Origin of the sequence: Microbacterium sp. AG238, assembly GCF_003610405.1 — a bacterium.
GTDB lineage: Bacteria > Actinomycetota > Actinomycetes > Actinomycetales > Microbacteriaceae > Microbacterium.
This window is the reverse complement of the sequence record NZ_RAQC01000002.1, coordinates 377,576-395,794: the sequence shown is the minus strand read 5'-3', so window position 1 is coordinate 395,794 and position 18,219 is coordinate 377,576. Positions and strand designations below refer to the sequence as shown.

The 18,219-nt window shown below is 70.3% G+C and carries 16 protein-coding genes; 8 read left to right on the top strand and 8 right to left on the bottom strand.

Going from position 1 to position 18,219, the window contains the following annotated elements; genetic code table 11:
* Window positions 1-4 precede the first annotated feature (4 nt).
* Both DEU36_RS13475 and DEU36_RS13470 read right to left on the bottom strand, forming a co-directional pair.
* Window positions 5-1,198 carry a hypothetical protein gene (locus tag DEU36_RS13475; RefSeq protein ID WP_120264840.1) on the bottom strand — a complete coding sequence of 398 codons (1,194 nt, stop codon included), beginning with the start codon at window positions 1,196-1,198 and terminating at the stop codon, window positions 5-7.
* Window positions 1,189-1,725 (bottom strand): RNA polymerase sigma factor, encoded by a 537-nt coding sequence (locus DEU36_RS13470; RefSeq protein ID WP_259455380.1) that lies wholly within the window; start codon window positions 1,723-1,725, stop codon window positions 1,189-1,191. The genes DEU36_RS13475 and DEU36_RS13470 overlap by 10 nt, the downstream gene beginning before the upstream one ends.
* 59 nt (window positions 1,726-1,784) lie before the next feature.
* Here DEU36_RS13470 and pcp point away from each other — a divergent pair, with 59 nt between their 5' ends.
* Window positions 1,785-2,420: a pyroglutamyl-peptidase I gene (pcp, locus tag DEU36_RS13465; protein ID WP_183045403.1), complete on the top strand. Its 636-nt coding sequence runs from the start codon at window positions 1,785-1,787 to the stop codon at window positions 2,418-2,420.
* Between the two features lie 11 nt (window positions 2,421-2,431).
* Here pcp and DEU36_RS13460 read toward each other — a convergent pair whose 3' ends face one another.
* Window positions 2,432-3,505: a hypothetical protein gene (locus DEU36_RS13460; RefSeq protein ID WP_120264838.1), complete on the bottom strand. Its 1,074-nt coding sequence runs from the start codon at window positions 3,503-3,505 to the stop codon at window positions 2,432-2,434.
* Between the two features lie 66 nt (window positions 3,506-3,571).
* Window positions 3,572-4,702 (bottom strand): flavodoxin-dependent (E)-4-hydroxy-3-methylbut-2-enyl-diphosphate synthase, encoded by a 1,131-nt coding sequence (gene ispG / locus DEU36_RS13455; RefSeq protein ID WP_023955151.1) that lies wholly within the window; start codon window positions 4,700-4,702, stop codon window positions 3,572-3,574.
* Window positions 4,703-4,940: 238 nt separating this feature from the next.
* On the opposite strand from ispG, the gene DEU36_RS13450 reads away from it, so the two are divergent.
* Window positions 4,941-6,878: an anthranilate synthase family protein gene (locus DEU36_RS13450; RefSeq protein WP_120264837.1), complete on the top strand. Its 1,938-nt coding sequence runs from the start codon at window positions 4,941-4,943 to the stop codon at window positions 6,876-6,878.
* 24 nt (window positions 6,879-6,902) lie between these two features.
* Here DEU36_RS13450 and DEU36_RS13445 read toward each other — a convergent pair whose 3' ends face one another.
* Entirely contained in the window at window positions 6,903-8,207 is a 1,305-nt protein-coding gene (locus tag DEU36_RS13445) for an RIP metalloprotease (protein ID WP_120264836.1), read from the bottom strand.
* 56 nt (window positions 8,208-8,263) lie between these two features.
* Here DEU36_RS13445 and DEU36_RS13440 point away from each other — a divergent pair, with 56 nt between their 5' ends.
* The 5 genes from DEU36_RS13440 (at window position 8,264) to pflA (ending at window position 14,551) form a co-directional block, all read left to right on the top strand.
* Window positions 8,264-8,851, top strand: a complete 588-nt coding sequence (locus DEU36_RS13440) for a hypothetical protein (RefSeq protein WP_120264835.1) — start codon at window positions 8,264-8,266, stop codon at window positions 8,849-8,851.
* A gap of 56 nt (window positions 8,852-8,907) precedes the next feature.
* A complete protein-coding gene (locus DEU36_RS13435) occupies window positions 8,908-9,603 on the top strand; it encodes a DUF1775 domain-containing protein (RefSeq protein WP_120264834.1) in 696 nt (231 codons plus the stop codon).
* A 66-nt stretch (window positions 9,604-9,669) separates the two neighbouring features.
* Window positions 9,670-11,277: a Mur ligase family protein gene (locus tag DEU36_RS13430; RefSeq protein ID WP_120264833.1), complete on the top strand. Its 1,608-nt coding sequence runs from the start codon at window positions 9,670-9,672 to the stop codon at window positions 11,275-11,277.
* Window positions 11,278-11,459: 182 nt separating this feature from the next.
* Entirely contained in the window at window positions 11,460-13,733 is a 2,274-nt protein-coding gene (gene pflB / locus DEU36_RS13425) for a formate C-acetyltransferase (RefSeq protein ID WP_120264832.1), read from the top strand.
* A 14-nt stretch (window positions 13,734-13,747) separates the two neighbouring features.
* Window positions 13,748-14,551, top strand: coding sequence for a pyruvate formate-lyase-activating protein (pflA, locus tag DEU36_RS13420; RefSeq protein WP_259455403.1), 804 nt, complete (start codon window positions 13,748-13,750; stop codon window positions 14,549-14,551).
* Between the two features lie 9 nt (window positions 14,552-14,560).
* On the opposite strand, the gene dxr is transcribed toward pflA, so the two are convergent.
* Window positions 14,561-15,646 carry a 1-deoxy-D-xylulose-5-phosphate reductoisomerase gene (gene dxr, locus DEU36_RS13415; protein ID WP_120264830.1) on the bottom strand — a complete coding sequence of 362 codons (1,086 nt, stop codon included), beginning with the start codon at window positions 15,644-15,646 and terminating at the stop codon, window positions 14,561-14,563.
* Window positions 15,647-15,685: 39 nt separating this feature from the next.
* Window positions 15,686-16,663, bottom strand: coding sequence for an FKBP-type peptidyl-prolyl cis-trans isomerase (locus tag DEU36_RS13410; protein WP_183045402.1), 978 nt, complete (start codon window positions 16,661-16,663; stop codon window positions 15,686-15,688).
* Window positions 16,664-16,896: 233 nt separating this feature from the next.
* Here DEU36_RS13410 and DEU36_RS13405 point away from each other — a divergent pair, with 233 nt between their 5' ends.
* The gene (locus tag DEU36_RS13405; RefSeq protein ID WP_396652171.1) at window positions 16,897-17,700 is read left to right on the top strand and encodes a lysophospholipid acyltransferase family protein; all 804 of its coding nucleotides are present in this window, start codon (window positions 16,897-16,899) and stop codon (window positions 17,698-17,700) included.
* Window positions 17,701-17,709: 9 nt separating this feature from the next.
* On the opposite strand, the gene DEU36_RS13400 is transcribed toward DEU36_RS13405, so the two are convergent.
* Window positions 17,710-18,189, bottom strand: coding sequence for an OsmC family protein (locus DEU36_RS13400; protein ID WP_120264828.1), 480 nt, complete (start codon window positions 18,187-18,189; stop codon window positions 17,710-17,712).
* Window positions 18,190-18,219 lie beyond the last annotated feature (30 nt).

Genomic DNA, 18,219 nt, shown 5'->3' with positions numbered 1-18,219 from the left:
TTCGTCACCCGGCTGCGTCCCGCATCGCCGCCAACACCCGCTCCGCGGCGTCGACCACGTCCGGCGCCTCCATGATCTCGACGACGTTCACCCCGTCGGTCGCGCGGAGGTACGAGCTCTCGGGGCGGATGCCGCCGAGGCCCTGCACGGCCTGGGTCGCGCCGGCGACGTCTACCGGCACCGGCACGTCTCGTTGCCACTCACCCGACGCGAACCGATCCCATTCCCACGCGCTTCCGGGGTAGAGCGTCACGATGACCGCATCCAGGCGCGACGAGTTCGGCGCGTACCAACGGCAGACGGTGCCGAGGCCCGCGTCGCGCGCGATCTCGATGTGCACGTCGGTGCCGAAGGCCGATGGGTAACCTTCGACGAAATCAGAGGTGCCGAGAATATCGGCGACCGAGACGCGGCTGAGCAGCTCCTCACACGTCGTCGGCGACCACCACGAGGACGTGCGAGCCGCCGGCATCGGGTGACCGGCACCCGCGAGGGCAGACGAGAGAACTGTGGCCGCAGCGTCGAGCCGGGCCGTGACGACGTCATTGCTCACCCCCTCGGCCTGACCGAACACTCCGCTGACGGTCACGAGCATCCACGTGGTGCCATCGGACAGGGCTCTGCGACAGCCTTCGCCGTCGTACCCGAAGCTCTCGCAAACGGTGTCGGAGTACGTAGAGACGATGCTCGCGGGAACGACGTCCGCCGGGAGGGCGTAGATCTTCACGGATTCGAAGGTGGCGGATTGCCACGCGCAGTCGATACCACCGAGCATGCGCACCTCGGGAGTACTGAGGTCCGTCGCCGGGCCGAGCTCGACCCCGACGGCAGCCGAGAGCGCACTTGGACTGATCACCTGCGTGCAGTCGCCGCCGAAGGCGATGGTCGGCGCCGAGAGCACAGGCTCCGGATCCGGGGTCGCCGTCGGGGACGGTGAGGGGACCCCGGTTGGAGTCGGCGTCGGGGTCGGCGTAGGCGTCGGCGTCGACGTCTCGACGGGAGTCGCGACGCGGTCGTCGGGGCGGAGAGCCGCGAAAGCGACGCCTGCGACGACGACGGCGACGAGGGCCGACGCCGCCGCTCCCGCGACGATCCGCGACCGGCGCGCGCGGGCGGCCCGCATCCGCTTGACGCCGCCGACGACGCGATCACGCAGATCGCCATGCTCGTTCGGGGTGAGCTGATCGTTCAGGTCCACGATGCCTCCATCGCCGTCATCTCGTCGCGTAGCCGGCTCTTCGCCCTCGACAGGCGCGACTTCACCGTTCCCACCGGAATCCCCAGGGTCTGTGCGACATCGCGTTCCGGGTAGCCTTCGAGCACGCTGAGGACGACGACGCTCTGCTCTCCCACCGGCAACTGCTTGAGTGCGGCGAGCACACCGCTCTCATCATGAGCAGACGGTGCCGCGGATACCGCCGCAGCCGGCGTCTTCGCCAGCAGCGCCCGGTACCGTCGCCCCGATCGCTCGAGGTTGCGGGCCGCGTTCGCAACGGTCGTCAGCAGCCACGGCAGCGGCGAACCGTCGACGAGGCGCACGCTCGCGCGCTTTCGCCACAGCTCGAAGAACGCGACGGCGACGGCATCCTTCGCGTCCTCGCGATCGGTCAGCAGCCGGCTCGCCTGCCGGAACAGCCGCGACTCGTATCTGTCGAACAGGTCACCCAGCGCGGACTCATCGCCCGCTCGCAGTCGCCGCCACGCAGCGGCTTCATCATCTCCCACACCCTGTAGTGTCCGGCACCGCCGAGAAGGTTCGCGGTCGCGCGAACTAATCTGAGCGGATGACGACCGTGCTGCTGACCGGATTCGAGCCGTTCGCCGGAGACGTGACGAACCCGTCGGGCGACGCCGTCCGCATGGTCGCTGACCAGTGGGACGAACCGGAAAAGCTCGTGACCGCGGTGCTTCCGGTCGAGTTCGACCGCGCGCACCGCAGCCTCCTCGAGCTCATCGCGACGCACGAACCCGACGTCGTCATCGCGACGGGCCTCGCAGGCGGGCGTACCGGCATCACTGTCGAGCGCGTGGCCATCAATCTCATCGACGCACGCATCCCCGACAACGCCGGTGACCAGCCGATCGACGTCCCGTCATCCCCGGGCGGGCCGGCTGCCCGCTTCGCAACCCTGCCCGTCAAAGCGATCACCGCGGCGATCGCGGATGCCGGCATCCCCGCCGCCGTCTCTCACTCGGCCGGCACGTTCGTCTGCAACCACGCGATGTTCACCGTCCTCGACGTCGACGGGCCGACCGTCCGACGAGCCGGCTTCATCCACGTGCCGTACGCGCGCGAGACGGCGCCTGACGACCGCCCCTCGCTTCCACTCGATGACATCGTGCGGGCGCTGCGCATCGCGGTCCGCACCGCACTCGACACCGACGTCGACGCGTCGTACGCCGCCGGCACGATCGACTGACGCAGCTTCGTTCAGCTGGAGAGTGCGGTGAGCATGCGAGCCAGGACCTGAGCCGCCAGATCGAGGTCGCTCTCGTAGACGCTTACGACGTTCGTCCCGTCGGTCGCGAACGCCTTGTGCGAGCCGTGCCCCCAGTCCACGGCGAAGGCATCCGCGGCACCGGCGACATCCACCTCGACGAACGTCGACGACTCCTGCGCTCTCGCCCGCACCTCATCCCACTGCCAGCTCAGCCCCGGCGCGACCTGCGGGGCGAGGATGTGGAACTCCTGCGTGTCGTAATCGATCCGCTCACCGTCGGAGAAGAGCGGGCACGTGCGGAAGGCACCGGCTGCCGCCAACAGGACCTCTTCAGGTTGCTCGGAACCTTCCCAGTAGCCGTGGAGGTAGGGACCGATGAGTTCCTCGATCCCCATGGCCTCACCGAGCCAGATGCAGTCGGGAACCGACCACACGTCATCGGTGGCCACCGCGCGTCGAGGTTGCGTCGCCGTCGGGAGGTTCGCCGAGACAGCATCGATCGCCGCCGTCAGCAGGTCATTCGGAGCCTCGGCGGGCCCCCACCCGGCCGACGCCCCGATCCATGCATCGCCGACGACCCGACCCAGACGACAGCTGGTCGAGTCGTATTTGGGCTCGCACGTCGCGACGGAGTATCGGGCCGCGAACTCGTTGCTCACCTCGGTCGCGGGCACCACCGTCACCGTCAGGGCGTCGACGCCGTCGGGGAGATCCGTTCCTTCATCGGCGAACCACGAGCAGGCGATGCCGCCCAGCGTCCCGACGGGGTCGAAGTCGACCGCCACGGGAAGGTCGGCGTCGTCCATACGTTGATGCTCCGCGCCCGTGTGTAACCCGGCTCCCAGGAGCTCGTCGCGCTGCTCGCTCGTAAGCATCTGGTCGCAGTCGCCGTCGAACGCCAGGACCGGCTCGAGGTCGGGCGTCGGCGTGGGCGTCGGTGAAGGCGCCGCCTCGGCCGGGAGCACGGGTGCGGGCGTCTCCGCCGCGCGGTCGACGGGCGCGCACCCCACCACGAGGGCGGCGGCGAGCGCGAGGGGCACGAGGGCGACACGACGACGGAGCACGCCGCCAGCCTGGCAGGACCGATATGCGCCCCGCGGCATCCTCGTCGAAGCGTTATCGAACCGATCTCAGGCGGTGACGACCTGCGCCGTGCCGAGCGGTGCATCGGGGCCGAGCTCGTCGGCGATGCGGCGGGCCTCTTCGATGAGGGTCGCGACGATCTCCGACTCGGGCACGGTCTTGATGACCTCGCCCTTGACGAAGATCTGCCCCTTGCCGTTGCCCGATGCGACGCCGAGATCGGCTTCGCGCGCCTCTCCGGGACCGTTGACGACGCAGCCCATGACGGCGACGCGCAGCGGCACGGTGACATCCTTCAGCCCAGCGGTGACGTCGTCGGCGAGCGTGTACACATCGACCTGCGCGCGCCCGCACGAGGGGCACGAGACGATCTCGAGCTTGCGCTCACGCAGGTTGAGTGACTGCAGGATCTGGTGCCCGACCTTGACCTCTTCGGCCGGCGGCGCCGACAGCGAGACACGGATCGTGTCGCCGATCCCCTCGCCGAGCAGGATGCCGAACGCGGTGGCGCTCTTGATCGTGCCCTGGAACGCCGGTCCTGCCTCGGTCACCCCGAGGTGCAGGGGCCAATCGCCGCGCTCGGCGAGCTGCCGATACGCCTTGACCATGACGATCGGGTCGTTGTGCTTGACCGAGATCTTGAAGTCGTGGAAGTCGTGCTCCTCGAACAGCGAGGCCTCCCAGACGGCGCTCTCGACGAGCGCCTCGGGCGTCGCCTTGCCGTACTTCTCGAGCAGGCGACGATCGAGAGAGCCGGCGTTGACGCCGATGCGCAGCGAGACCCCGGCGGCCTTCGCCGCGTTCGCGATCGCCCCGACCTGGTCGTCGAACTTCCGGATGTTGCCCGGGTTCACGCGCACCGCGGCGCACCCGGCGTCGATCGCCTGGAAGACGTACTTCGGCTGGAAGTGGATGTCGGCGATGACGGGGATCTGGCTCTTCTTCGCGATGATGTGCAGCACGTCCGCGTCGTCCTGCGAGGGCACCGCCACGCGGACGATCTCGCAGCCGGATGCCGTGAGCTCGGCGATCTGCTGCAGCGTCGCGTTGATGTCGGTGGTCGGGGTGGTCGTCATCGACTGCACGCTGACCGGGGCTCCGCCCCCGACGAGCACCTTTCCGACGCGGATCTGCCGGCTCTTGCGGCGGGGGGCGAGGACGTCCGGAACCTGGGGCATCCCGAGATTGACAGCTGGCACGCGCACAGCCTACGCGGCGCCGCCGCAGACGGGCTGGGAGCCGCGCAGCGCCGCATCCCCCACTCGGGTGTGATAATTTCGCCCCATGCGCACGCGCCTCTCCTGGTGGCACACCGCTTAGGCGGTGTGTTCGACGTGCACACGTTTCAGACCGCCCGGCGTTGAAGGCCCGGCGGTCTTCTTCGTGGGGCGGGCGTTCCGACGAAGAAAGACGACGATGACCGGTTCTCTCCCGACCCTGACCGATCTCGCCGCGAGCGGTGAGCCGTTCGCGCTCATCGCTCGCGACGGGGCGAGCGTCGAGGTGCTGCGCGGTGACGTCGTCGACGTCGACCTGCTCGCCGACATCCCGCTGGACGACCCGGACGGGACCCCGCGCGAGGTGCTCGCCCTCGTCCCGTTCCGACAGGTCGTCGAACGTGGCTTCGTCTGCCACGACGACCGGGCGCCGCTTCGCTGTCTGCGCGTCTCCGACCACGCCGCGCTGCCGCTGGCCGAGGCGCTCCGCCAGCTGCCGTCCGAGCGCGTCCCCCTCGAGGACGCCGGGTTCGACATCTCGGACGACGACTACGCCGACATCGTCCGACGCGTGATCGCCGATGAGATCGGCCGGGGTGAGGGGGCCAACTTCGTCATCCGCCGCGACTTCACCGCCAGCGTCGACACGGATGCCGTCACCGCCGGCCTCACGTGGTTCCGGGCGTTGCTGCAGCACGAGCGCGGCGCGTACTGGACGTTCCTCGTCGTGACCGACGGCCACGTCGCGGTCGGCGCCAGCCCGGAGGCCCATGTCAGCGCCCGCAGCGGCGCGCCCGCCGAGCCGGGCACCAGCATCGTCACGATGAATCCGATCTCCGGCACGTTCCGCCACCCCCGCGGCGGCGCGACGGCCGAGACCCTGACGGAGTTCCTCTCCTCGACGAAGGAGACCGAGGAGCTGTTCATGGTGGTCGACGAGGAGCTGAAGATGATGTCGGCGGTCTGTTCCGACGGCGGCCGCATCACCGGCCCGCATCTGAAAGAGATGTCGCGTCTGACCCACACCGAGTACATGCTGCGTGGATCGAGCACGATGGATCCCCGCGATATCCTCCGCGAGACGATGTTCGCCCCCACCGTCACGGGGTCGCCCATGCAGAACGCGTGCACCGTCATCGCGCGACACGAGCGCACGCCCCGCGGCTATTACTCCGGTGTCGCCGCCCTGTTCACCCCCGCACCGGGTGGGGGCCACGATCTCGACGCGCCGATCCTGATCCGCACCGCCTACCTCGTCGACGGCCGGCTGCGCGTGCCGGTGGGCGCGACGCTCGTGCGGCACTCCGACCCCGCGGGCGAGGTCGGCGAGACCCACGGCAAGGCGGCTGGTGTCCTGGGGGCGATCGGCGCCGTCGACCGTGACGAGGCGCCCGCCTCGATCGCCGACACCGCGGCCGTCGACGAAGACGCGCCCGCGGCGCATCGTCCGCGACTCGGCGACGACCCGACGATCGCCGCCCTCCTCTCCTCGCGCAACGCGCGGCTCGCGCAGTTCTGGCTCGACCCTCAGGCGGCGCACGGCGGTCCTTACGCGGGCCGCGAGGTGCTGGTCGTCGACGCCGAGGACCGGTTCACCACCATGCTCGGCCATCAGCTGCGCCACCTCGGATTCTCGGTGCGCATCGCTCCGTGGAACGAGGTCACGGATGCCGCGGTCGACGACGCGGGGCTCGTCGTCTTCGGGCCCGGCCCCGGCGATCCGCGAGACGACGCGAGCCCTCGCATCGCACGCATGCGCGAACTCGTCGCCCGCCGGGCCGAGGCGGGGCGGCCGCTGCTCGCGGTGTGCCTGAGCCACCAGATCCTCGCCGATCGGCTCGGGATCGGTCTGGCTCCCCTCGCATCTCCGCACCAGGGTCTGCAGAAGAGCGTCGACGTGTTCGGCGAACCGGCATCCATCGGGTTCTACAACACCTTCACCGCGCGCGTCGCCCCGGGCACCACCCGGCTCGGCGACACCGAGATCGCAGCCGACCCCTCGTCAGGTGACGTCTATGCGCTGCGCGGTCCCGGGTACGCATCCGTGCAGGGACACCTCGAGTCGATCCTGTCGCGCGACGGTCTGCCGACGCTCGAGCGGCTCATCGGATTCGCGCTGGGACCCGTCGCGGCCTGACTCGCGCCGCCCCGGCGGCGAACGTCAGCCGAGGATCGAGATCGGGTTGAAGACGTCGGCGAGGATGAGCGTCCCGCCCATGACGATGAGTCCGATCACGACGACGAAGGTGACGGGCACGAGCTTCGTGGCGTCGACCGGCCGCGGCGACGGGCGGCGGAACAGCTTCGCCCACGCGCGCTTGATGCCGTCCCACAGGGCGACGACGACGTGTCCGCCGTCGAGCGGGAGCAGGGGCAGCAGGTTGAAGATGAACAGCGCTATGTTGAGCGACCCCAGCAGGCTCAGCAGGTCGACGACGCGATCCTGAATCGGCGCCTCCGTCGCGGCGACCTCGCCCGCGATGCGGCCCGCTCCGACGACGGACAGGGGCCCGTTCGGGTCGCGCTCGCCGCCGGTGACGAGGGCCACCCCCGTCTGGTACACCTTGACCGGGAGCTGCCAGATGACGCTCGCGACGGCGCCGAGCCGGTCGACCGCAGCCTGCGGTCCGGTCCAGATCGGCTGCGGGACGTTGACCCGGGTACCCGTCATGCCGACGAACCCGACCTCTTTGACCTCGCTCGTGCCGTCGTCGTTCATCACCGGACGTTCGGCGGCGACCGGGGTGACCTCGAGCGTCACGCGGTCGCTGCCACGCTCGACCACGATCGGGATCGTGCGCCCCGGTGCCGCCTGGATGATCGCGGTCGCCTCGGCGTAGCCCGAGACATCGGTGCCGTCGACGGCGACGATGACGTCTCCCGGACGGATGCCCCCGGCTGCCGCGGGAGACACCGGATCACCGGCCTCGCACGTCGTGCGGTCGGCGCCCGCCGGGATGACGCACTCGTTGACCGCGGCGATGGTGGGCGAGACGCTCGGGATGCCGATCGCGCTGAGTGCGATCGCGAAGAGGACCATGGCGAGCACGAGGTTCATGAACGGACCGCCGACCATGATGACGATGCGCTTCCACACCGACAGCTGGTAGAACGCCGGGCGCGTGTCGTTCTCGACGAGCGTCTCGGCGTTGGCGAGGCGGGCATCCTGCACCATCGCCCCGAAGAATCGGCCGCTGCGTCGGGTCGCTGCGTCGGGCTCGTCGGGAGCCGGCGGGTACATGCCGGACATCGAGATGTAGCCGCCGACGGGCAGTGCCTTCACGCCGTACTCGGTCTCACCGAAGCGCCGCGACCAGAGCGTCGGACCGAGGCCGATCATGTACCGGCCGACGCGCACGCCGAACAGCTTCGCGGGAACGAGGTGCCCGACCTCGTGCAACGCGATCGAGACGGCGAGCCCGACGACGAGCAGCACGACGCCGATGACGAAAGCGAGGACGGTCACGACCGCTCAGAGTACCCGTCGAGTCTTTGAATCGGCCCAGGCCGTAAACTCCAACCATGGAGCGGGCGCAGAGTGCGACGGTGCGGCGTGCGCGCGCCGTGCGGGGAACCGCCTCCGCCGCCATCGCCACCGTCTTCGCCGCCACCGCCCACACCATCTCGGGCGGGCTCGCGCCGCTCTGGCTCATCGTCGCGGCGACGTTGCTCACCGCCCCCGCCGCGGTCTGGCTCGTGGGCCGCGCCCCGTCGGCGTGGCGGACCGGACTCGTCGTCCTGGCGAGCCAGGGGCTGTTCCACACCTTCTTCTCCATCGCCGGCGCAGCCGACCCGACGGCGCCCGTGCCGCATGTCCACGGCGGCGCCCTCCCCGCCGTCGCCCCGCTCTCACATGCGCACGCCGTCGGCACGAACATGACCGCCACGCACGTTCTCGCGGCGGCGGTCACCGTCGCGACGCTCGTCGCCGGCGAGCGTCTCGTACGCCTCATCCACCGCGGCATCCGCCGGTTCGCGCGACTGATGTCGCCGTCGATGCGCACACGGACTCCTCTGCTGCGCCCCGCTGCCGGCCGCGAGCGCATCCTCCCGGCACGCCGCCTGCGTTCCTCTCTCTCGCTGCGGGGTCCACCGGTCACCACCGTGTGAGCCCCCCTTCCCGTCGCGGACGGCACCGTGCCATCCGCATGTTCTGAGAGACGACAATGACCCGCAACATCACCGCGCACAGCCGCGCCCGCTTGGCCGTCGGCGTGACCGCCGGCGCAGCCCTCGCCCTCGCCCTTCCGCTCGCCGCCTCCGCGCACGTCCACGTGACGCCGGAAGAGGTGGCCGCCAACGGATCCACCCGCATCGACTTCTCGTTCAGCCACGGCTGCGACGGGTCGCCCACGACCGCGCTCGTCGTCGACGTCCCCGCCGAGGCGCAGGGTGCGACGCCCGTCGTCGACGGTGCATGGACCATCACCACCGAGGCCGGCGAGAACGGCATCCCCACCCGCATCACCTACACCGCGGTCGCCCCCATCCCCGACGCGTATGCGGCCTCGGCCGGCATGAACGTGATCTTCCCCGGCTCGGCCGAGGGCGAGAGCTTCGCCTTCCCCGTCACGCAGCAGTGCGAGACGGGCGAGGCCGCCTGGGTGCAGGTCGCCGAGGACGGCCAGGATCCGGACGACCTCGAGTACCCGGCTCCGGTCGTCGTGGTCGGCGCGGCTGCGGCCGATTCCCACGGCGGCCACGGTGACGGCGGCCACTCGTCGGCCGACGGTGCCGCTGACGGCGAGACCGCCGCAGCATCCCCTGCCGCAGCCGACCCGCTGCCGATCTGGCTCTCCGCCGGCGCCCTCGTCGTCGCCGCCGCCGCGCTCGTCCTGACGATCGCCCGCCGACGCGCCTGAGGCACACCCGGGGCGGCGCGTCAATCGGCGCTGCCGCCCCGGAACCGGGGTGAGACAATGGTGGCAATGCCTAACGACGCCCCGAACCTCCCTCCCGTCCTCCGCCCCGAGAGTCCGCCGCGCCGATCCCTGACCGAGCTCGCGGCCCGCGTCGGCGGCCGGATCGTCGGCGATGCTTCCGACGTATCCGTCACGGGCATCACGCTCGCGACGGCGGACCTGCGCCCGGGGGAAGCGTTCGTCGCGATCCGAGGCGCCGTGCGACACGGGGCCGAGTTCGCGAAGCAGGCGGCCGAGACGGGCGCCGCGGCGATCGTCACCGACGACCGAGGCGCCGAGCTCGCCGCCGATGCCGGCCTGCCGATCGTCGTGGTCGACGATCCCCGGGCGCGCTTGGGCGACCTGTCGGCCTGGGTCTACGGCACCGGCCGCGAGGACCGGCTGCCGCTGCTGCTCGCGACGACCGGCACGAACGGCAAGACGAGCGTGTCGCACCTGATCGAAGGCATCCTCGGACAGCTCGGCGCGGTGACGGGGCTCTCCTCGACAGCCGAGCGTCACATCGCGGGCGAGGTGATCGTGTCGCGGCTCACGACCCCCGAGGCCTCGGAGTTCCACGCGTTGCTCGCTCTCATGCGCGAGCGCGGCGTCGAAGCGGTCGCGGTCGAGGTGAGCGCACAGGCGCTGACCCGGCACCGTGTCGACGGCGTCGTCTTCGACGTCGCCGGCTTCACCAACCTCACGCACGATCACCTCGACGACTACCGCGACATGGCGGAGTACTTCGAGGCGAAGCTCCCCCTCTTCCGCGCAGACCGGGCACGGCGCGGCGTGGTGTGCCTCGACTCCGACGCCGGCGTGCAGATCGTCGCGCGCGCCGAGATCCCGGTGACGACGATCATCACGCCCGCGATCGCCGAGACGCCCTCGTCACCGGCGGACTGGACGGTCGAGATCGTCGAGGAACGGCAGAACGGCACGGAGTTCCGGCTCATCGGCGCCGACGGCCGGCGACTGACCACGACGGTGCCGGTCATCGGGCGGCACATGGCGGCCAACGCCGGCCTCGCGATCGTCATGCTGCTCGAAGGCGGCTACGCGTGGGAGACGCTCGTCGGCGCACTCGACGGGCGGCGCATCGAGGCGCACCTCCCCGGGCGGACGCAGCGCGTGTCGGGCGATCGCGGACCGGCCGTCTACGTCGACTTCGGCCACTCCCCCGACGCTTTCGAGAAGACCCTCGCGGCCGTGCGACGCGTCACCCCCGGAACCGTCGTCATGGTCTTCGGGGCCGACGGCGACCGTGACAAGACGAAGCGCCACGACATGGGCGCGACGGCCGTCCTCGGCAGCGACATCCTGATCGTGACCGATCACCACCCGCGATTCGAGGATCCCGACGCGATCCGCGCGACCCTGCTCGAGGGTGCTCGGCGAGCGCGCCCGGATGCCGACATCCGCGAATCGTCACCGCCGGAGAAGGCGATCGTCGAAGCCGTGTCGCTCGTCGGCGACGGTGACGCGATCCTGTGGGCCGGTCCCGGGCACCAGGACTACCGCGACATCCGCGGCGTCCGCACCCCGTACTCCGCTCGAGAGCTCGCACGTCGAGCGCTGCGGGACGCCGGCTGGCCGGTGCCCGAACCCAGCTGGGACGTGCCATACGCCGACTGAGCGTGTTTGTGGTCGGACCACTGTGAAAAATCGTGGGTCTCTCGCCGTGCTGTCGCTCCCGTGCACGATTCCTCCACCCCCTGCGAGTGCGGCGTAGCGTCGGCCGCAGGCACGCCGCGGCAGGCACGACCAGCGCCTTCCCCGCTCCCCGGCGGGCCTTCCGACAGGACGAAGGACCCACGATGAGCACAGTCATCCCGACCACGACAGCACACGACGACGACGCGGTCCCCACCGCGTGGGCGGGCTTCGCCCCGGGCCCGTGGCAGGACGACATCGACGTCCGTGACTTCATCCAGCGCAACTACGAGCCCTACACCGGCGACGCGTCGTTCCTCGTGGGGCCGACCGCCCGCACGACGGGGCTCTGGGAGACGCTCAGCGAGATGTTCCCCGCCGAGCGCGAGCGCGGCGTGTACGACGTCGACGCTCTCACCCCCTCGACCATCACATCGCATGCTCCGGGCTACATCCGCCAGGAGGACGAGCTGATCGTCGGCCTCCAGACCGATGCGCCCCTGCGCCGCGCGATCATGCCCAACGGCGGGTGGCGCATGGTCAAGGGAGCCCTCGAGACCTACGGCTACCCCGTCGACCCCACGCTCGAGACGATCTTCACGCGCTACCGCAAGACGCACAACGACGGCGTCTTCGACGTCTACCCGCCGGCCGTCCGCCGCGCCCGCAGCAGCCACATCATCACGGGCCTCCCCGATGCCTACGGCCGCGGCCGGATCATCGGCGACTACCGACGCGTCGCCCTGTACGGCACCGACGCGCTCGTGGCCGCGAAGAACGTCGAGCGGGCCGAGCTCGACATGCACCCCTCGACGGAGAACATCCTGCGCTCGCGCGAGGAGAACGCCGAGCAGATCCGCGCCCTGCACGAGCTCGCCGAGATGGCCGCCTCGTACGGGTTCGACATCACCCGGCCCGCCGCCACCGCCCGCGAGGCGATCCAGTGGCTGTACTTCGCCTACCTCGGAGCGGTGAAGGAGCAGAACGGCGCCGCGATGAGCTTCGGTCGCAACACCGCGTTCCTCGACGCGTACATCCAGCGCGACATGGCGCGCGGCATCCTCACCGAGGTGGAGGCGCAGGAACTCGTCGACGACCTCGTCATCAAGCTGCGTATCGTGCGGTTCCTCCGCACGCCCGAGTACGACGCGCTGTTCTCGGGCGACCCCACCTGGGTGACCGAGTCGATCGGCGGCGTCGGCGAAGACGGACGCACCCTCGTGACCAAGACGGCATTCCGCTTCCTGCAGACGCTCTACAACCTCGGCCCCGCCCCCGAGCCGAACCTGACGGTGCTGTGGACCGACGCCCTTCCCGACGGGTTCAAGGAGTTCTGTGCGCAGGTCTCGATCGACACCTCGTCGATCCAATACGAGTCCGACGACCACATCCGCGCGCTGTGCGGCGACGATGCGGCGATCGCGTGCTGCGTGTCGCCGATGACGGTCGGCAAGCAGATGCAGTTCTTCGGGGCTCGGGTCAACCTCGCCAAGACCCTCCTGTACGCCATCAACGGCGGACGCGACGAGGTGAGCGGCAAGCAGATCGCGCCGGCCGCCGCCCCGGTCTCGGGAGACGTGCTCGGGTACGACGACGTGCGCGAGCGCTTCCGGGTCATGATGGAGTGGCTCGCCGAGACCTACGTCGACGCGCTCAACTGCATCCACTTCATGCACGACAAGTACGCATACGAACGCCTCGAGATGGCTCTGCACGACGGCAACGTCCTCCGGACCATGGCGTGCGGCATCGCCGGGCTCTCCGTCGCCGCCGATTCCCTCGCGGCCATCAAGTACGCGACCGTCGAGCCGGTCCGCGACGCCTCGGGTCTCGTGGTCGACTACCTCGTCCACGGCGACTTCCCCACCTTCGGCAACGACGACGACCGCGTCGACGAGATCGCCCGCGAGCTCGTGTCGGACTTCATGTCGATGATCCGCAAGCACCAGACGTACCGCGACGCGGTGCACACCCAGTCCGTGCTGACGATCACGTCGAACGTCGTGTACGGCAAGGCCACGGGCAACACCCCCGACGGCCGCCGTGCCGGTCAGCCGTTCGCCCCGGGCGCGAACCCCATGAACGGACGAGACACGCACGGGATGCTGGCGGCCGCACTGTCGGTCGCGAAGCTGCCGTTCGACCAGGCGCAGGACGGCATCTCGCTGACCACGACGGTGACGCCGAGCGGTCTGGGGCGCACGCCCGACGAACGGGTGCACAACCTCGTGGGACTGCTCGACGCGCAGATGGCCTCGGACGGCTACCACCTCAACGTCAACGTGCTGACGCGCGAGACGCTCGAGGATGCGATGGTCAACCCCGACAAGTACCCGCAGCTGACCATCCGAGTGTCCGGCTACGCGGTCAACTTCGTGCGACTGACCCGTGAGCAGCAGCTCGACGTGCTCAGCCGCACCTTCCACACGGGGGTCTGACTCCCGTGTCCGCCATCCTGGTGCCGGGTGAAGCCTGCACCGCCGATCTGAGCGATCCCCGTCATGACCGTCTCGCCGCACGACGGTCCGGGCACGTCGCGAGTGTGCACTCCTGGGAGCTCGTCACTTCCGTGGACGGCCCCGGCACCAGGATGACCCTCTTCCTCGCGGGATGCCCGCTGCGCTGCCAGTACTGCCACAACCCCGACACGTGGCGTCAGCGCGACGGCGAGCTCACCGCGCTCGATGACATCGTCGCCCGTCTGCGCCGGTACCTGCCGGTCTTCCGGGCGACAGGAGGGGGGCTGACGATCTCCGGAGGCGAGCCGCTGCAACAGGCGGCCTTCGTCACGCGTCTGGCCCGGGCCGCCACCGAGCTCGGTGTCCACGTCGCCATCGACACATCGGGCAACCTCGGCCGCGCCGCATCCGATGCGCTGCTCGACGACGTCTCGCTCGTCCTGCTCGACGTGAAGTCCGGGCTGCCCGACACCTACCGCGAGGTCACCGGCCGCGACCTGCAGCCGACGATCGAGTTCGGCGACCGCCTCGCGGCCCGCGGCACTCCGGTGTGGGTGAGGTTCGTGCTCGTCCCCGGCCTCACGGATGCCGTCCCGAACGTCGACGCCGTCGCCGACATCGTCGCCCGGTGGCAGAACGTGCAGCGGGTCGAGGTCCTGCCGTTCCATCAGATGGGCACGTCGAAGTGGGAGCGTCTGGGAATCCCCTATCCGCTCGCCGGTCGCTCGACGCCGGATGCGGAACTGCTCGCGCGGGTCCGCGGCCAGTTCGCCGATCGCGGTCTCACCGTGTACTGACGGTGAGCGTCACTCGACCACGCTGATCGCTCGGTCTGCGGCGCTCCGCGCCCACGCCTCCGCCTCCGCGAGCGACTCCCGGGTGAGCTCGCCCGGCGGACGGTGCGCGTCGACCACGCGTTCGACGGTCTCCACGATGCCGAGGAAGCCCAGGGCGCCCGCGTGGAACGCCTCGACGGCCTGCTCGTTCGCGGCGTTGAACACCGCCGGGTAGGTGCCGCCCGCGCGCCCTACCCGTTTCGCGAGCGCGACCGCCGGGAACGCGGAGTCGTCGAGCGACTCGAAGGTCCACTCGCTCGCGCGGGTCCAGTCCAGCGGAGCCCCCACTCCCGCGACCCGGCGCGGCCAGTCGAGGCCGAGCGAGATCGGGAGACGCATGTCGGGCGGCGAGGCCTGGGCGATGGTGGACCCGTCGATGAACTCGACCATCGAGTGGACGACCGACTGAGGGTGCACCACGACGTCGATGCGGTCGTAATCCACACCGAACAGCAGGTGCGCCTCGATGACCTCGAGCCCTTTGTTGACGAGGGTCGCCGAGTTGGTGGTCACGACGCGTCCCATGTCCCAGGTCGGGTGGGCGAGGGCCTGGGCAGGGGTGACGGTGGCCAGCTCGTCGCGACGCCGGCCGCGGAACGGCCCGCCGGATGCCGTGAGCACGAGCCGTCGCACCTCGTCGGGCGTGCCTGATCGCAGCGCCTGTGCGATCGCGGAGTGCTCCGAGTCGACCGGGACGATCTGACCGGGCGCGGCGAGCGACGTGACGAGCTCGCCCCCGACGATCAGCGACTCCTTGTTCGCCAGCGCCAGCGTGCGACCCGACTCGAGCGCGGCCAGGGTCGGCCCCAGCCCGACCGAGCCCGTGATGCCGTTGAGCACGACGTCGGCCTCGACATCACGGACGAGACGTTCCGCATCGGCCGCGCCGAGGGCGGTTCGGGTCACACCGAATCGCGCCGCCTGCTCTTCGAGCATCCGAGCGTTCGAGCCGGCGGCGAGCCCGACGACCTCGAACCGGTCACGACGGGAGTCGATGACATCGAGCGCTTGCGTCCCGATCGATCCGGTGGAGCCGAGGATGAGGACGCGACGCATGCCGTCAGCCTAGGTGCTGCGGCCGTGCTGACGGGGCCGTCAGCCTGCGGCGGGAACGGGGGTGCGCTGGACGCCCAGGATGTCGACGACGAAGACGAGTGTCTCGTTCTGGAGCTCGCTGCCCTCCTGCGCACCGTAACCCGCAGCGGGCGGGATGACGACGAGCACCTGCGAACCGACCTGCTGCCCCTCGAGCGCCTGCTGGAATCCGGCGACCACACCGGTCGTCGGGAAGGCCGCGGGCTGGCCGCGGTCCCAGCTGGAGTCGAAGACCGACCCGTCCGACCACTTCACACCGGTGTACTGCACGAAGGCGGTGTCACCCGGCTGAACGGTGGCACCGTCGCCGGTCTTGAGGTCGGCCAGCTGCACCTCGGTCGGAGCGTCGGTGCCGGGCAGGGTGATGGTGGGGGCGCCGTTCTCGGCCAGCTCGACCGTCGGCATCCCGTCGACCGGCGCCTGGTCGGTTCCGGTCGCGCGCGTCGGAAGCTTCTCGACGCCCTCCGCCACGACGACGACGGCTGTGCGTCCCTCGCCGAAGGCCGAGCCGGGGATCGCGAGCGCCGCGGTCGATCCGAGCGGAGCGCATTCGAGGGCCGCGACGAACACCGAATACTGCTGGGGGTCGAGCAGCACCGGCACCAGGCCCGAGTCGTCGGGCGAGGTGTCGCGCGACTGCTCGAGCAGCTCACCGGTCGCACCGTCGTAGATCGCGTAGGAGCCCGAGACGAGGTCGCCGGAGACGAGGTCGTCGCCGTCGCCGCGGGTCGTGAGCGTGCGCTCGATCTCCGTCGGCTCAAGGCCCGGGTCGACCTTCGCGGTCAGCTCGGGCGCCGAACCCGACACCTCGATGCTGTCGGAGGCCTCCCCCGGCTGGGCGTTCACGAGGCATTGCTCCGATGCGCCGGAAGCGTTCGGGCTGGGCGACTCGGTGGCAGAGTCGCCACTCGCGCAGCCGGCGAGCGCAAGCGCCGAGACGGCGACGACGGACAGAGCGGCGAACGGGCGCAGACGCACGGAGAACCTCTTCGATCGGGGAGACGGAGTCCTCATCCTCTCGCACGAGCATCGGTGTGCGCTGAGAACGCGCGAGCCGACGCGAGTGGCGCCTCAGCCGATGCCGACACGACCACTCGCGTCGGGTCGTCGTTCATCGGCGCCGCTGCAGCACAGACGTGGTGCGCGGACCGGGGGGCGGAGCGCGCGTGCACAACATGTCCACGGAGTCATGCGTTCCGCAGTAGCCTCGTCTGGTGAACGCTGACGCAACCGAGCCGCAGTCCGGCGAGCCCGGCGAGCACGACGAAGCCGCAGCCGCCGTCGAAGCAGTCCCGGGAATCGGACTCACCTATGTGATCGGACGGTGGGTGCTCGCGCCCCTGGCGCGCATGATCTACCGGCCGCGCATCGAGGGCCGCGAGAACTTCCCCCGCAAGGGCGCTGTCATCCTGGCGAGCAACCACCTGTCGTTCATCGACTCCTTCATCATCCCGATGGCCTCACCGCGTCCCGTGCGGTTCCTCGCGAAGTCGAGCTACTTCGACGGCACCGGCTTCCGCGGCTGGCTGTCGCGAGAGTTCTTCTACGCCGCGGGCGCGTTCCCGGTCCGTCGCGGTGCTGGACAGGCCGCGCTCGATGCCCTGGATCAGCAGAAGAAGATGCTCGACGCGGGATGGTCGACCGCGCTCTACCCCGAGGGCACGCGTTCGCTCGACGGCCGCCTCTACAAGGGCCGCACCGGTGTCGCGTTCCTCGCGCTGCAGACCGGTGCGCCCGTCATCCCCGTCGGACTCGTCGGAACGAGCGAGATCATGCCCGTCGGAGCGAAGTTCCCGCGGCTGCGCCCGCGCGTGACCGTCCGATTCGGCGCGCCGCTCGACCTGAGCCACCACGGCTCGGCCGACTCCGGTCGCGCTCGTCGCAACGCCACCGATGAGATCATGGCCGCGATCCACGCCCTGTCGGGTCAGGAACTGGCAGGCGCGTACAACGAGGCCCCGCCGCAGAACACCGTCGAGCGGATCAAACAGGCCCTGCCGCACGAACGCCGCTGACCCGGCCGATCACTCCGCGCCCGAGACGACGATCGTCGGTTCGTGTCGCACCGGGAAGTTCACCGAGTTCGCGATGAAGCACCACGCGTTCGCCTGCGCGTGAGCCTCGAACGCGGCTTCGCGCATCGACGCTTCGGCGACGACGACCCGGGGCCGCAGCACGACCTCCGCGAACGCCCCACCGCCACGCCCGTCTTCGCGCATCGTCCCCGTCGCGTCATCCGTATAAGCGACCACGACCACGCCGGCCGTCACGCAGGCGTGCAGATACGACAGCAGATGGCACTCGGAGAGCGCAGAGAGGAGGAGGTCCTCGGGATTCCACCGGGTCGGGTCGCCTCGGAACGGCTTGTCGCTCGACGCGGCGAGAGCCGGCTTGCCGTCGATGCTCAGCGTGACGGCCCGGTCGTAGTCTCGGTAACCGCTGGTTCCGGTGCCACGATTCCCGGTCCATTCGGCCCGCACGGAGTATCGATGCTCGCCCAACATGCGGACAGTCTGACACGGCGCATGGCGGGG

Excerpts from the sequence above, each read along its gene's own strand:
- ispG (WP_023955151.1), bottom strand. The coding sequence starts at position 4,702 with ATGCCCCAGGTTCCGGACGTCCTCGCCCCCCGCCGCAAGAGCCGGCAG.
- DEU36_RS13430 (WP_120264833.1), top strand. The coding sequence starts at position 9,670 with ATGCCTAACGACGCCCCGAACCTCCCTCCCGTCCTCCGCCCCGAGAGT.
- pcp (WP_183045403.1), top strand. The coding sequence starts at position 1,785 with ATGACGACCGTGCTGCTGACCGGATTCGAGCCGTTCGCCGGAGACGTG.
- DEU36_RS13435 (WP_120264834.1), top strand. The coding sequence starts at position 8,908 with ATGACCCGCAACATCACCGCGCACAGCCGCGCCCGCTTGGCCGTCGGC.
- DEU36_RS13440 (WP_120264835.1), top strand. The coding sequence starts at position 8,264 with ATGGAGCGGGCGCAGAGTGCGACGGTGCGGCGTGCGCGCGCCGTGCGG.
- pflB (WP_120264832.1), top strand. The coding sequence starts at position 11,460 with ATGAGCACAGTCATCCCGACCACGACAGCACACGACGACGACGCGGTC.
- DEU36_RS13450 (WP_120264837.1), top strand. The coding sequence starts at position 4,941 with ATGACCGGTTCTCTCCCGACCCTGACCGATCTCGCCGCGAGCGGTGAG.
- DEU36_RS13400 (WP_120264828.1), bottom strand. The coding sequence starts at position 18,189 with ATGTTGGGCGAGCATCGATACTCCGTGCGGGCCGAATGGACCGGGAAT.
- dxr (WP_120264830.1), bottom strand. The coding sequence starts at position 15,646 with ATGCGTCGCGTCCTCATCCTCGGCTCCACCGGATCGATCGGGACGCAA.